This window comes from Martinezella lusitana (assembly GCF_900094565.1).
Classification (GTDB): domain Bacteria; phylum Pseudomonadota; class Alphaproteobacteria; order Rhizobiales; family Rhizobiaceae; genus Rhizobium; species Rhizobium lusitanum.
Map to the genome: position 1 here is coordinate 181249 of NZ_FMAF01000004.1, position 13048 is coordinate 194296.

Genomic DNA, 13048 nt, shown 5'->3' on the forward strand with positions numbered 1-13048 from the left:
CACGGCGGCACCCTAATCCTCCTTGAATGCCCGCCGGATCTGATCGGTCATCGGCTTCGTCAGATAGGCCAGAATGCTTCTTTGGCCTGTCTGCATGAAAGCCTCCACCGGCATGCCGGGCAGCGGCGTCAGTTTCCCCAGCCGGTCCCATTCCTGTTTCGGCGCCCTTGCCCGCACGATATAATAGCTCTGGCCCGAACGCTGATCGATCGCCAGATCCGCCGAGACCGTCTCCACATGCCCGTTCAGCTCCGGCGTAATCCGCTGATTGAAGGCGGGAAATCGCAATGAGACCGGCTGCCCGACAGCGATCTGATCGATATCCTGCGGCGCGAGCTTCAGCTCGGCCACGAGCGCATCCTTGTCGGGGACGATCTGCAGGATCGCTTCGGCCGGCGAGATGACCGCGCCTTCGGCATGGATGCCCAGCTGATCGACGATGCCCGCCTGCGGCGCCCTGATGTCGATCCGCTTCAGATCGTCCTCGGCGGCGACCAGGCGTTCCGAAAACTGGCCGGTATCACTCTCCGCCTGGCGCAATTGATCGGAGACCTGCGAGCTCTGATCGGCATCGATCTGAAGGATCTGCAGTTCGGTTTCCGCGATCTTGCCCCTGGTCTGGGCAATCGACGATACGAGATTGCCGAGATCGCCGTTCAGCGAGGCGCTTTCCCGCTGCAGAGAATAGACCTTCGTCGCCGAAATGATGCCCTGGTTGAGCAGCCCCTCGAGGCTGCCAAGCTCCTTGCCGATCAGCGCAATCTCGCTCCGCTTGCCCTGCTCCTGCGCCGTAAGCCCCTCGATCTCCTGCTTCAGCTGCTGAATTCGTTCGCGCAGCTGCGATTTCTGGCCCTCGCGTGAAGCCTCCCGGTCTCGAAAAAGCCGCCGCTCACCGTCCAGAATGGCCCCGACATCCTCGTTGCCGACAGCAGTGAGCAGATCGGCCGGAAAGGCGATCTCATCCTTGCCGTCGCGCTCGGCGACCAGACGCGCCGTGCGCGCGGACAGTTCGCTGAGGCGCTTGCGGATGATGGCGAGATTGGCTCTGGTTTGCGTATCGTCTAGCCGCAGGAGCACCTGGCCTGCACCGACATGATCGCCGTTCTTCACGAAGATCGCGCTCGCGATACCGCCCTTCAGATGCTTCACCGGCTTCACGTAGCTGTCTACGACCAGGCTGCCGGAAGCAATCACCGCGCCGGAAATCTTCGTTGCGGCCGCAAGGCCGCCCATGACGCCGAACAATAGCAGGATGGCGGCCACCACGAGCAGCGACAGACGGCGGATGGCGCGTTCGGTTGAAGGTGATGCGCTGTCGTTCATCCTCATACTTCTCCGCCAGCAATCGCAAGGGCTGCCGTCTCGACCTGCTTGGGCGGGGCGCCGAGTATCTCCTTCTTCGGCCCGAATGCCTGCATCTGGCCGCCGGCAACGATCATCACCTTGTCGGCGGCGGCAAGCGCACTCGGCCTGTGAGCGATGACGATGGCGATGCCGCCCCGCTCCCGCACGCCCGTCAGCGCGGCGGTCAGGCCCGTCTCTCCTTCGGCATCCAGGTTAGAATTCGGCTCGTCCAGGACCACCAGGAATGGATCCCCGTAAAGCGCGCGCGCCAATGCGATGCGCTGCCTCTGGCCGGCCGAAAGCCGTGAGCCGCCCTCGCCGATCACCGTATCGAATCCATCGGGAAGCTTGACGATCATGTTGTAGACGCCAGCAGCCTTTGCAGCTGAGATGACCGGCTCGGGCTCCATATTCTTATCGAAACGGGAAATGTTGTCCGCAATCGAGCCGTCGAAGAGAGCGACATCCTGCGGCAGATAGCCGATATGCCGGCCAAGTTCGTTCGGCTCCCATTGCGATAGCGCTGCCTTGTCGAGCCTGATGGTGCCGATCGCAGCTGGCCAGAGACCCGTGATCGCGCGCGCCAGCGAAGACTTGCCCGATGCACTCGGACCGATGACGCCCAGCACCGTTCCCGCCGGTACTTTGAACGAGACGTTGCGCAGGATGAGATCGCGGCCGCCCGGAGAGGCAACACTGATATTCTCGACGCTGAGTTCGCGCGCCGGTGCCGGGAGGGTGAGAGCATGCTGCTCGGCAGGTGCGACATCGAGGAGCGTCGCAAGCCGCGTCCAGCCCTGGCGCGCGGCAACGAAACCCTTCCATTGACCGATCGCAAGCTCGACGGGTGCCAGCGCCCGCGTCACCAGGATCGAGCTCGCGATGATGATACCGCCCGTCGCCTCCTGACGGATGACAAGGATCGCGCCGACCGCCAGCACCGCGGATTGAAGCATCATGCGCGCCATCTTTGCCGCGATCGTCAGCGCTCCGACGATGGAGCCGGCAGCCGCCTGATGCTTCAGGTAATCGTCATTCATGACAACCCATTTCTCGGTCAGCCGGCCGGCAAAACCCATTGATATCGCCGCCTCCCAGTTCCGCCGTGCCGCCTGGGCAAAGCCGAGACGCAGGGCGGAGGACTTGGCGGCATCCAAGGCCGGCCGTCGCGACAATATTTCCGCGAGCAAGGTTATGCCGACGAGCAGGATGGCGCCGCATAGGGCCGTGACGCCGATCCAGACGTGGAACAGGAAGCAGAGGATCAGGTAGAAAGGCATCCAAGGCAGGTCGAAAAGCGCCGTCGAGCCGCTGCCGGACAGAAACGAGCGGATCTGCTCGAGATCGCGAACCGATTGCAACCCGTCATCCGATGTCTGCCTTTGAGTCGGCAGGAACAGAAGCGAGCGGAAGACCTTTCGGTTCAACCGCTCATCCAGCGACGTGCCGATGCGCGCAAGCAGCATCGAACGCAGCAGTTCCAACACTCCCTGGAAGAGGAACAGGGTTGCGACGATGATGACGAGTCCCGATAGCGTCGGCAGGCTGCGGCTGGGAATAACCCGGTCGTAGACCTGCAGCATGAAGAAGGAGCCGGTCAGCGCCAGCACGTTGATACCAACACTCGCAAGCGCAATGCTGAAGAAGGCCTTGCGCAGAGACGACAACATCAGCGAGGCGAATGTTTGCGGCGGTTCTTTCGGGACGGCAGGCACTTCGCTTTGATCCTCAATATCGGCCGTCGCGTGCGGCAGGGGTTTGCGCGACGTTCGTCGGCACCGCCTCCCGCTCGGCGCCTCGAACCTGTAAATTGGCCGGCGATGACTTCGTCACCATTTCCGCTTCGCGCCTAACCTTCGGCGATTCCACGCAATTTAGGAAGTCGAAATCTGCCCCGGCTTCAGTCTCGGTGAACTCAATCTTAGCATTGAGCCCCTTGTCCTTTTACGGGACAGCTGTGCCATCAGATGGGGCAGGAACATCTGCCGGCAAGATGAGCCGGCCTTCATATCAGGATTGGCAGGCGGTTTCTTGCAGCCGCCTGCCATATCGACACCTAGTCGAATTTCTCGGTCGCGTCCGCCTTGCCCTTGACCCAGTAGCCGGATGCCTTGATCCAGCTCAGCGGATAGCCGCGTTCTTCGACGAAATAGGTCCGCAGCGCACGCGTCACCGAGGCTTCAGCGGCAATCCAGACGAAGGTGCCGGGCGCAAGCTCGACCGATTGGAGAACGGCCATCAGCGCAGACGCGTCGGTCGCCTCCGACAGGGGCCGATGCGCCCAATGAGTCTCCAGCTGGGCGTCGGTTTGAAAGATCTGGTGCTCGGCAGCGTCCGCAACCGCCATGATGGCCGTGATCCGCACATCGCTGCCTGCCTCCTCTATGCGACGGCCGATGGCCGGCAACGCCGTCTCGTCGCCGACGAGCAGCCAATTCTTGACGTCGTCGGAGATTACCGCAGAGCCGCGGGGACCGCCGATCTCCAGGCTGTCACCGGGGCGGGCGCCGAGTGCCCATTGAGTGACAGGTCCTGCTTCATGAATGGCAAAATCAATGACGAGCGTGCGGGCATCGGTATCGTAGCGGCGAGGCGTATAGTCGCGCCGCACCATCTCTTCGCCAGGGCCCGGCACGAGAACCTTGATGTGATCGTCGGGCGCCAGGCTGACAAAATCGGCAAGGTCTTCCCCGGCAAGCTCGATGCGCAGCATGCCGGGCGTCATCTTTTCGACGTTGGAGACGGTCAGGGTACGCCGCTTCAGCTCATGGCGCACACGCTCGATCTTCGGAACCGAACTATTCGGATTTGAGGTTTGGGGGTTATCCATCTGTGTCCCTTCGAGGCTCTTAAACCTTGATCCGCAGGACATAGCCGCGCAGACCGAAGCCGCAGAGCCGTTCGATCATACGCGTTGAGTGACGTTAACGCTTACGTGGCCGGGCGACACCCGGCCATTTCGGGTTCCTCTATAGGAGAAGAACGCGCGGCGCGCAATAAAAAGCTTCAAACGAAACTCAAGTTTATGACGTCGGAAACACGCGGCCATCGAACATTTTTCGCGCTGTCCTGACCGTTCCCGCCCCATTGACGGCCGCCCTCGTCGAGGTCCAGGAAAACCTCCATCAGGCCCGCCGGATGTTCGATAAGAGATCGCATCGGCCAGGCAGTATTTGCCTTCGTCCGTCAGGCGCAGCGGATAGTCGCCGAGGTCGAAGCTGATGAGATCGTAGACGCCGAGCGCCTTTGCCGCCTTTTCCGATTCCGCCCGTTGCGCTGCCTTGACCCGCTCCAGCGTCATGCCCGGCTGCTTCCGGAGCTTTGCCGACTCGCCGCGCTCGTCGAGGGACAGGCAGACGACGGTGACCTTATAGCCCGCTCCGCATGCAGCGCGATACGAAGTCAGCAGCATGCGCGCTGATAACAAGTGCCGTCTTTTCTTCCGACATGGGAAACTCCTTCCGAACGACAGCGATTTCACGCCGCGCGGCGCAGTTTGCCAATTCGGACCTCGTGCCCTGGCGATAAGTTTTGGCTATAGCGACCCGCTCTGTCGAACGTATTCAGCCTTCCCGACCGCACTCGAAAGATCCGGGCCGGCACGACCTCATCAAAGTCGTGCCGGCCCTTTCGATTACTGGAGAGCCTTTTCCATCACCCGCGCCAGACGCTCGGCGAAAGCGCGCGGATCGGCCGGCTTGTCACCATCAAGCACGCGCGCCTGATCGAGCAGCAGGAATGCCGCATCGTCGCGCAGCGACGGTGCATCGACCTTGGCGGCGATAGCCTTGACGACCGGGTGATCCATATTGATTTCCAGGATCGGCTTGGCGCCGGACTGCAAGCGGCCGGCCCCCTGCAGGATCTTCTCGAGCTGCCGGTCGTAACCCTGTTCGGAGGCGACCAGGCAGACAGCGCTTTCGATCAGGCGATCGGACGCGCGCACGTCCGACACCTCATCGGCAAGCTTTTCCCTGGCGAAATCGATGAAGGCCTGCACTTCGGCGGGAGCGCTTGCGCTTTCCGCCTTGTCTTCGTCCAGCTTCTTGAACTGCGCGAGATCGGCGGAGCCCTGGGTGATCGACTTGAAGCTCTTGCCCTCGAATTCCGGCGCGTTCGTCACCCAGAAGCTGTCGACGGAATCCGTCAGCAACAGCACTTCGATGCCGCGGGCGCGGAAACCTTCGAGCTGAGGCGATGCCTTCAGCTGATCCAGGCTGCCGCCGACGAGATAGTAGATCGACTGCTGGCCTTCCTTGGCGTCCTTGACGTAATCGGCAAGCGAACGGTAGCCATCGCCGGAGGCGGTGGTGCGGAAGCGCGACAGCGCCAGCAGTTGCGTGCGCCGCTCGAAATCCTCGTAGAGGCCTTCCTTGATCAGGCTGCCGAAATTTTCCCAGAGCTTCAGGAAAGCATCCTGGTCGCTTTCAGCCAGCTTCTCGATCGCCGTGATGATACGGTTGGTGACACCCTTGCGGATCGCCGACAGGATCGCGCTTTCCTGGATCATCTCGCGCGAGACGTTGAGCGGGAGGTCGTTCGTATCGACAAGACCGCGCACGAAGCGGAGATAGCGCGGCAACAATTCCGCCTCGTCGGTGATGAAGACCCGCTTCACATAGAGCTTCATGCGGCCTTTGCGATCCGGATCGGAGAGATCGAATGGCTGCGAGCCCGGCACGAAGGCGAGGGCGGAATATTCGTGGCGGCCTTCGGCGCGGAAATGCACCGTCAGCGCCGGCTCGTCATACTGGCCGGAAACGCCGCGATAGAAATCCGTATATTCCTCGCTGGTGATGTCGTTCTTCGACTTGGTCCAAAGCGCGGTGCCGTCGGTCAGCTGCGTGGGCTCGGCGCCGGGCGCCTCGACGATCTTGATCGGCACCGGCACATGGCCCGACTGCTCCTTGACGATGCGCTCCACCGTCCAGCGCGATGCATAGCTCTTGGCATCGTCCATCAGATGCAGCGTGATGCGCGTGCCGCGAGCGGGAGCCTCGGCCACATCGATCGGGGCGACGCTGTAGCCACCCTTGCCGTCGGATGACCAGAGCCAGGCTTCCTCCGCGCCGGCGCGGCGGGAGGCGACGTCGACCCGGTCGGCGACCATGAAACAGGAATAGAAGCCGACGCCGAACTGGCCGATGAGCTGGGCGCCTTCGCCCTGCTTGTTGGCCTCGATGCGCTCCATGAAGGCGCGCGTGCCCGAGCGGGCGATCGTTCCGAGCGCCTCGATCAGCTCGTCGCGGCTCATGCCGATGCCGTTGTCCTCGACGACGAGCTTGTTGCCGTCGGCATCGAGCGTCAGCAGGATGCGGCTGTCGGGGTCGTTGGCGAGCAGCGCGGGCTCGGCGATTGCCTCATAGCGCAGCTTTTCGCAGGCATCGGCCGCGTTCGAGATCAGCTCGCGCAGGAAGACGTCCTTATCCGAATAAACCGAGTGAACCATCATATGCAGAAGGCGGGCAACGTCAGCCTCAAAGACGTGGCTCTCAGCGGTGTTTTCTGCGGTGGTTGTCATGTGCGTCTAGTCTCCTGGGAATATTGAAAGTCGCGCCGAACAGGTGGCGGAAGATGAGGCAAATTTCAAGCGGGCGTTGTCGCTTCATGCGCTAGCGGCCAGATGATTTTCGCTCTCATCCGACACAACCGTCCATCCGGCAAATGTTCCGGCCGCGCGACCCGCAACGTCGCCTGCCAGCCGGTCGCGGCTCCTGCCGTACCGATACCCGCGGGATCGTCGACACATGCCTTGCGACCGCGGCCGTGGGTGTAGCGAACACCCCATCGCGATTGTAAATCAACGGTTATTTTCATTTATTGTATCGGAGCGGCTGCCGGTTAAAATCGTCGGCCATAAATGCAGCCTTGCCTTTGCCTTGTTTCAGCCCTATGTTAATAATGTCGATCTTGCTTGATGATCTTTGTTAACGCGGAAGCGTAGCCGAATTTTCTTTCAATTTTGGTCGTGATACTGCGGCAAATGGTTTGTCGCGGAGCGAAATTCTATGTCTAATTGAAAGGAAATTGTCATGAGCTCTGGAACTGTAAAGTGGTTCAATAGCGCCAAGGGTTTTGGCTTCATTCAACCTGAAGACGGCGCAACGGATGTGTTTGTTCACATTTCCGCTGTGGAGCGCGCGGGTATGAATTCTCTCGCCGAAGGCCAGAAGGTCGATTACGAACTGGTTCGCGATCGCAAGACCGGCAAGAGTTCTGCCGACAATCTCAAAGCTATCTGATTGTCATTCGTCATGCTGACCACGGATGTACCGGCAGCAAGGATCGAACTGGCAGGGAAAGGTCGGGTAATGCCCGGCCTTTTGTATTTCTGCGGCCCATCAGCGAGGGGATGCCATGAGCAGAATGAAGTTTTCGGCTGGAGACGTAGTGGTCTTGAAAGCGGATCTCACTCGGCTGAAAGCAGCCCCAAGGACATGCCGCATCATAAGCATGCTCCCCTCCGACTCCGCCGAGGCATATTATCAGGTTCGCTTCACGCATGAGAGCTTTGAACGCCGCATCTCGGAGGCGGACATCGAGCAGCTTTGCGCGGATCCAGTTGCCGACAGCCAAAACTCCACATCCGCAAGACCGGAGCCTTGGCTGAAACCCCTTACTGCGGGAGGCAAAAAACAAGCCTTCAGATAGGGCGCGGAGCGACATGCTGTGCGCTACGGAAAGGTATGATTTGCAAGTTTTTGTAAAAGACAATGATATTGATCAAGCATTGCGCGTACTGAAGAAGAAGATGATCCGTGAAGGCATTTTTCGCGAAATAAAAGTGCGTTCAGCCTTTGTGAAGCCATCCGAGCAGCGTGTTCAAGAGAAAGCGCAAGCCATTCGCCGGCACCGCAAGCTGATGCGCAAGAAGCTACAAAGAGACGGTCTGCTGCCCAAGAGCACCCGAAGCCGGACCCAAAGTCGTTAATCTTCGACAACCCTCCCCAATTTACTGCTGTGCGCGAAGGAGCGATCATGACAGCCACCAAGGACCAATTCTTCAAGAAGGCTGCGTCTCTCACCAACGACAAAGCCGCGACCACCACCAGCATGGCAAAATCCATCGTGGCGGCGGAAAACTCCGCCCGGGAAAAGAAAACCGAGGCGCTGCGAACTCTTCGCCTGCAACAAGAAGCCACGGAAGAACCGAAAACGGCCACCTTGGTAAAGGAAAGAAAAAAGCCCATCCGGCGTGGCCGGGCGTGACATTGCGGGAGAATATCGCCTAACCATTAAGGGACAAGGCAATCTCGCCTGCGCGCGCTAGAAGCCCAGGCGTTCACGTCTTTCCATGTCCTTGACATTAAGAATGGCGCAATAGGCCTTTGCTTCCTTCTCAGTCAGAACGTTCAGTATCCAATGCGTGGGCTCCGCAGCCCTTCCCGTGAAGACATCGTACACTGTCCAGGTACAATCACGCTCCTCACGAACGCTGTATCTGAATGTAAGCTTCGACATGGGCCACCGAGAAGGATGGGGCGGAGCAATTTCCGTGTCGCATCGATCTCAAGTAGTTTATCAGCCATTTAAGTTTCGGAGAAGACGGATACTCATCATCTCCTTAGCTGCATCGAAAAAACGTCCGGAAACTCCCTATGGACGCCTAATAAATCGAAATAAATTTCTCTAGTACTTGCATTCGACGGAATGACACCCCACATCTACAAAGTAACATTGCTGGTGAGCGCTAACGAAATTTGACGCTCGCGATGTTTTAGTCGTTTTCCTCTTTTGACCACGGATGTACTGGCATTGGTGCGAGGGCGATGTGAGGAAGGTCGGCGCGGTTTCGCTCCGGCCTTTTTTGTTGCCGGCAGCTCCAGGAGGCAACATGAGTGCATTTAGAGTCAATCGGTCAGAGCAGCGCTTGTCCAGAGCCGAAAAAGCGGCGATTGCCACGAATGATTCAGCACGGACCATCATTCAAAACGAAGTCGTTGCGCGTGAAAGCAAGACGGAGCGCCTTCGCCAGGCAAGATTGGCCAAGGAAGTGTCGGACCCATCCGTTGAGAAGCCGAAGCAAAAACAGGGGCGCAGGCTGAAAGGCTAGTAGACCGTCAACGTCCGAATTGGAAAAGACGACCGCGACACTCTTCTAAGCATTTGATTGGCTACGAACGTCAACCCCATTCACTGGCGTTGCAAGTCCGGGACATTCCGCAGAGCAGTCGGAATATGCTCGCCCTATATTCGGAACCCGAGAGCGCTGGGCGCTCACCGCCATAGGCTTGACTTATTGCACTCAATATGAGAACATAAAGTGAACATATGGAGATGTCCATGACCAAAGCTGAACAAGTCATTGAGCGTGCCATGACCTTTGTCGCGGTCTCGAAGGCGCTTCGGGAGCGCGAGCAGAAGCGGCTCGCCAATTGGAAACGCCGCGTCGACATCAGCCGGCCGCTACCACCCTTGCCGCGTGCCGTTCAGCTTTCATTGAAACTTGATAGCTGAAGCGGCAGGCGTGGTAACAGCACCCGGCCGGCTGTGAAGCGCCCGCCGGAAGGCGGGCGCTTCACTCTTCGGGGGATCTTTAAGCCTTGAAGAACGCCAGCAGATCCGCATTGATGATATCCGCATGCGTGGTCGCCATGCCGTGCGGAAAGCCTTTGTAGACTTTCAGCGTGCCGTTCTTCAGCAGCTTGATGGACAAAAGGGCCGCGTCCGCAATCGGGACGATCTGGTCATCATCGCCATGCATGACCAGCGTCGGCACCTCGATCTTCTTCAGATCCTCAGTGAAGTCCGTTTCCGAGAAGGCCTTGATGCAGTCGTAATGCGCCTTGGCGCCCCCCATCATGCCCTGACGCCACCAATTATCGATGACGCCCTGCGAAACCACCGCACCGGGGCGATTGAAGCCGTAAAACGGTCCTGACGGAACGTCGCGGAAGAATTGCGCGCGATTGGCGGCAAGCGCCGCGCGGAAGCCATCGAATACCTCCAGCGGCAGGCCACCGGGATTCTTGTCGGACTTGACCATGATCGGCGGCACGGCGCCAATCAGCACCGCCTTGGAAACCCGGCCATGACCGCCATACTGCGCCACGTAGCGGGCGACTTCGCCACCGCCGGTCGAATGGCCGACGTGAATGGCGCCTTTCAGGTCGAGATGCTCGGCGAGTGCGGCCACGTCGGCAGCATAGGTATCCATCTCGTTTCCGGTCGCCGTCTGGCTCGAGCGCCCGTGGCCGCGGCGATCATGGGCGATAACGCGGTAGCCCTGATTGAGGAAAAAGAGCATCTGGGCGTCCCAATCGTCCGAGCTCAGCGGCCATCCGTGATGGAAGACGATCGGCTGGCCTGTTCCCCAATCCTTGTAGAAGATCTGAGTTCCGTCCTTGGTGGTGATCGTGCTGCTGCTCATTGTGTCCTTACCTTTCGAAGATTGCTTTGCAGAGGCTTGTGCAGGTTGAGCGAAGGGCATGACGGCGGCGGCGGCAAGGCCTAGTCCGGCGGTCATAACGCCACGACGGGTAGCTTGATTGATCGACTGGCTCATTTCAATCTCCACTTATAATATATTGCGCGATTTATTATCGCAATATCATTATGCATAGAGCACTCGCCGCGCGTTGTCTACAAAAAATTTATCTTACGATTATATCGTGCGATAAATAATTATAGGATACTCCACGAAACCCAATCGGGCCGCATACGATTGTACGCCAAGACTATTGCGCGGGTTTGTCGACGAAATGCGAAATCGCGAATTCCGCCACTCTCCCATTCGACTTCCTGGCATCCTCGAGCCAGAATGGGAAAATCTGCCACTGGTGAATCATGCCAGGCCAGATTTCCAGGGCCACGTCTCCGCCCGCCTGCCGCACCTTGTCCGCCAGCCGCACACTGTCATCCAGCAGCGTCTCCCGCGAACCCACCTGGATCAGCAGGGGTGGAAAGCCGGCCAAATTGGCATAGAGCGGCGATATCTCGGGATCGACCGGTGATCGGTCGGCAACATAGGCATTGTGGATGATGGTCAATTCCTCCTTGCCCATGAACGGGTCACGGGAAGCGTTTGCAACCAGTGACGCCCCCGTCGCGGCGAAATCGGTCACCGGGCTCATGGCAACCACTGCCGCGGGAAGCGCTCCTTTGAGGCGAAGCTGGTTCAGGATAATCTCGATGGCCAGGGTTCCGCCGACCGACTCTCCCGCAATGACAATGTTTCCGGCCTTGTATCCTGACGACAGGAGCCAACGATAGGCCGCCACCGCATCGTTGATCTGCGAGGGAAAACCGTGTTCGGGCGCGAGACGATAGTCGATGAGCAGCACATCGGCAGACGCCCCCTTGGCAAGCGAGGCGGCAATATTGCGGTGTGTCCGCAGCGAGCCGCTATAAAAGCCCCCTCCATGCAGATAGAGAATGGCACGCCTGCCGATTCCATAGTGCAGCCGTGCCGGCCAGATCAGATCGCCGGCAACGCCGTTGGCGTCAACCCGGCGAATCTGCACCCGTGTCGGATCCGGCGTCGCTGCCATCAGATTCTCGAAGTCGGCACGCCGCTGCAACAGGTCCTTGTCGGCCATGGCACCGCTGTCGCGCAGCGCTTTGATCAGCTTCTCGATCTGCTCGCCCGATGCCTTCGTCTGCTGCCCGACCTCAAGCGCGTGAGCTTCTGATGCCGGCAGCATCGGCGAGAAAACCGCGGCGACCAGAATGTTCATCGCCATGGCAAAACGGGGAATGCAGCGAAATGATCGGAACTTGTTCATCAGAATAGCCTCTCGCCCACCACAAGGCCGCACACGACATCGTGATGCCACGGTCGCAGAAATGCTGTTCCTGTCAAGCATGAGAGGCTACCTGAAATCAGGATCCTGTTCGCCCGATTGGGCATCGTCACCTCGATGGGATTGTCGCTACGATCAAAAGTCAGATCGTGTCCTTATCGACGTTCCATTTCAGCGAGGTGACATCGCTTGCGCACAGGATCGGCGCTCAACCGGCCTGATGCCGGCGAGCCGCGAGACGAGCCATGATGGCCTCCCGGGCCGTCCGCGAGCCGGCAAGCCGCCGTTTCGTCTCGATCAACACATCGGCCGGCGCCTCCTCCGGCGATCCGGAGTGAAACGGCGGTGCGGGCGCGTATTCCAGCGAAAGCTGGATGGCTTCCGCCTCCGCCTGATCGCGCAGGGCCGCAACGATGGTCAGTCCGAAATCGATGCCCGCCGTCACGCCGCCCGCGGTGAAAAGGTTGCCGTCCCGGACGACTCGTCCAGGGGTCGCGATGGCGCCGAATTCCGCCAGGAAATCGCGCGCATTCCAATGGGTCGTCGCCTTCCTGCCCTTGAGCAGACCGGCGGCGCCAAGAACGAGAGAACCTGTGCACACCGAGGTTATGAAGCGTGCCTGGGCCGCCTGCGCGCGGATAAAGGAGAGAACCGTCTCGTCTTCCAGCAGCGCATTGACGCCGCTGCCCCCCGGCACGCAGATCACATCGAGGGACGGGCACGCCGCAAAGCTCGTCGTCGGCTGCAGCACCAGCTTGGTGGCGGAGACGATCGGAGACGTATCCTTCCAGACGAGGTGAACCTCCGCACCTTCCATCGACGCAAATATCTCGTAAGGGGCGGTCAGGTCGAGTTGCTGGACGCCCGGAAAGGCGAGCAGGCCGAAGCGAACGGTCATGGTGGATCTCCTATGGTTGACTTCGACCAGCCTATGCGATCACAATCTGGCGTATTTGCCAAAC

General features: G+C 59.6%; 12 protein-coding genes and 1 pseudogene. 5 read left to right on the forward strand and 8 right to left on the reverse strand.

Going from position 1 to position 13048, the window contains the following annotated elements; translation table 11 throughout:
- Window positions 1-12: 12 nt before the first annotated feature.
- The 5 genes and pseudogenes from GA0061101_RS10220 to htpG form a co-directional block, all read right to left on the reverse strand.
- Complete coding sequence (locus GA0061101_RS10220; protein WP_037192381.1) at window positions 13-1323, reverse strand: HlyD family type I secretion periplasmic adaptor subunit; 1311 nt, start codon at window positions 1321-1323, stop codon at window positions 13-15.
- Window positions 1324-1325: 2 nt separating this feature from the next.
- The gene (locus GA0061101_RS10225; protein ID WP_037192383.1) at window positions 1326-3059 is read right to left on the reverse strand and encodes a type I secretion system permease/ATPase; all 1734 of its coding nucleotides are present in this window, start codon (window positions 3057-3059) and stop codon (window positions 1326-1328) included.
- Window positions 3060-3400: 341 nt separating this feature from the next.
- Window positions 3401-4174 carry a siderophore-interacting protein gene (locus GA0061101_RS10230; RefSeq protein WP_037192386.1) on the reverse strand — a complete coding sequence of 258 codons (774 nt, stop codon included), beginning with the start codon at window positions 4172-4174 and terminating at the stop codon, window positions 3401-3403.
- Between the two features lie 321 nt (window positions 4175-4495).
- A pseudogene (locus GA0061101_RS10235) lies at window positions 4496-4793 on the reverse strand (PIG-L deacetylase family protein); the annotation flags it as partial.
- A 185-nt stretch (window positions 4794-4978) separates the two neighbouring features.
- Entirely contained in the window at window positions 4979-6865 is a 1887-nt protein-coding gene (gene htpG / locus GA0061101_RS10240) for a molecular chaperone HtpG (RefSeq protein WP_037192388.1), read from the reverse strand.
- 511 nt (window positions 6866-7376) lie between these two features.
- Between htpG and GA0061101_RS10245 the strand changes: the two genes are divergently transcribed.
- The 5 genes from GA0061101_RS10245 to GA0061101_RS39335 all read left to right on the forward strand — a co-directional run bounded on the left by GA0061101_RS10245 (window position 7377) and on the right by GA0061101_RS39335 (window position 9801).
- Window positions 7377-7586: a cold-shock protein gene (locus GA0061101_RS10245; protein ID WP_037192391.1), complete on the forward strand. Its 210-nt coding sequence runs from the start codon at window positions 7377-7379 to the stop codon at window positions 7584-7586.
- 449 nt (window positions 7587-8035) lie between these two features.
- A complete protein-coding gene (gene rpsU, locus GA0061101_RS10255) occupies window positions 8036-8275 on the forward strand; it encodes a 30S ribosomal protein S21 (RefSeq protein WP_037193176.1) in 240 nt (79 codons plus the stop codon).
- A 47-nt stretch (window positions 8276-8322) separates the two neighbouring features.
- Entirely contained in the window at window positions 8323-8553 is a 231-nt protein-coding gene (locus GA0061101_RS10260; RefSeq protein WP_037192396.1) for a hypothetical protein, read from the forward strand.
- Window positions 8554-9214: 661 nt separating this feature from the next.
- Window positions 9215-9397 (forward strand): hypothetical protein, encoded by a 183-nt coding sequence (locus GA0061101_RS10270; RefSeq protein ID WP_092573575.1) that lies wholly within the window; start codon window positions 9215-9217, stop codon window positions 9395-9397.
- Window positions 9398-9627: 230 nt separating this feature from the next.
- Window positions 9628-9801, forward strand: coding sequence for a hypothetical protein (locus GA0061101_RS39335; RefSeq protein WP_092573627.1), 174 nt, complete (start codon window positions 9628-9630; stop codon window positions 9799-9801).
- 79 nt (window positions 9802-9880) lie between these two features.
- On the opposite strand, the gene GA0061101_RS10280 is transcribed toward GA0061101_RS39335, so the two are convergent.
- From GA0061101_RS10280 to GA0061101_RS10290, 3 genes are all read right to left on the reverse strand, one after another.
- Window positions 9881-10714, reverse strand: coding sequence for an alpha/beta fold hydrolase (locus GA0061101_RS10280; RefSeq protein WP_092573628.1), 834 nt, complete (start codon window positions 10712-10714; stop codon window positions 9881-9883).
- Window positions 10715-11021: 307 nt separating this feature from the next.
- Complete coding sequence (locus tag GA0061101_RS10285; protein WP_037193182.1) at window positions 11022-12020, reverse strand: alpha/beta hydrolase; 999 nt, start codon at window positions 12018-12020, stop codon at window positions 11022-11024.
- Window positions 12021-12294: 274 nt separating this feature from the next.
- Window positions 12295-12984, reverse strand: coding sequence for a DJ-1/PfpI family protein (locus GA0061101_RS10290; protein ID WP_037192406.1), 690 nt, complete (start codon window positions 12982-12984; stop codon window positions 12295-12297).
- Between the last annotated feature and the right edge of the window lie 64 nt (window positions 12985-13048).

What these genes read in the sequence shown, in the direction of transcription:
- GA0061101_RS10285 (WP_037193182.1), bottom strand. Translation starts at nt 12,020, where the DNA reads ATGAACATTCTGGTCGCCGCGGTTTTCTCGCCGATGCTGCCGGCATCA.
- GA0061101_RS10260 (WP_037192396.1), top strand. Translation starts at nt 8,323, where the DNA reads ATGACAGCCACCAAGGACCAATTCTTCAAGAAGGCTGCGTCTCTCACC.
- GA0061101_RS10230 (WP_037192386.1), bottom strand. Translation starts at nt 4,174, where the DNA reads ATGGATAACCCCCAAACCTCAAATCCGAATAGTTCGGTTCCGAAGATC.
- GA0061101_RS10280 (WP_092573628.1), bottom strand. Translation starts at nt 10,714, where the DNA reads ATGAGCAGCAGCACGATCACCACCAAGGACGGAACTCAGATCTTCTAC.
- htpG (WP_037192388.1), bottom strand. Translation starts at nt 6,865, where the DNA reads ATGACAACCACCGCAGAAAACACCGCTGAGAGCCACGTCTTTGAGGCT.
- GA0061101_RS10220 (WP_037192381.1), bottom strand. Translation starts at nt 1,323, where the DNA reads ATGAACGACAGCGCATCACCTTCAACCGAACGCGCCATCCGCCGTCTG.
- GA0061101_RS10290 (WP_037192406.1), bottom strand. Translation starts at nt 12,984, where the DNA reads ATGACCGTTCGCTTCGGCCTGCTCGCCTTTCCGGGCGTCCAGCAACTC.
- GA0061101_RS39335 (WP_092573627.1), top strand. Translation starts at nt 9,628, where the DNA reads ATGACCAAAGCTGAACAAGTCATTGAGCGTGCCATGACCTTTGTCGCG.
- GA0061101_RS10245 (WP_037192391.1), top strand. Translation starts at nt 7,377, where the DNA reads ATGAGCTCTGGAACTGTAAAGTGGTTCAATAGCGCCAAGGGTTTTGGC.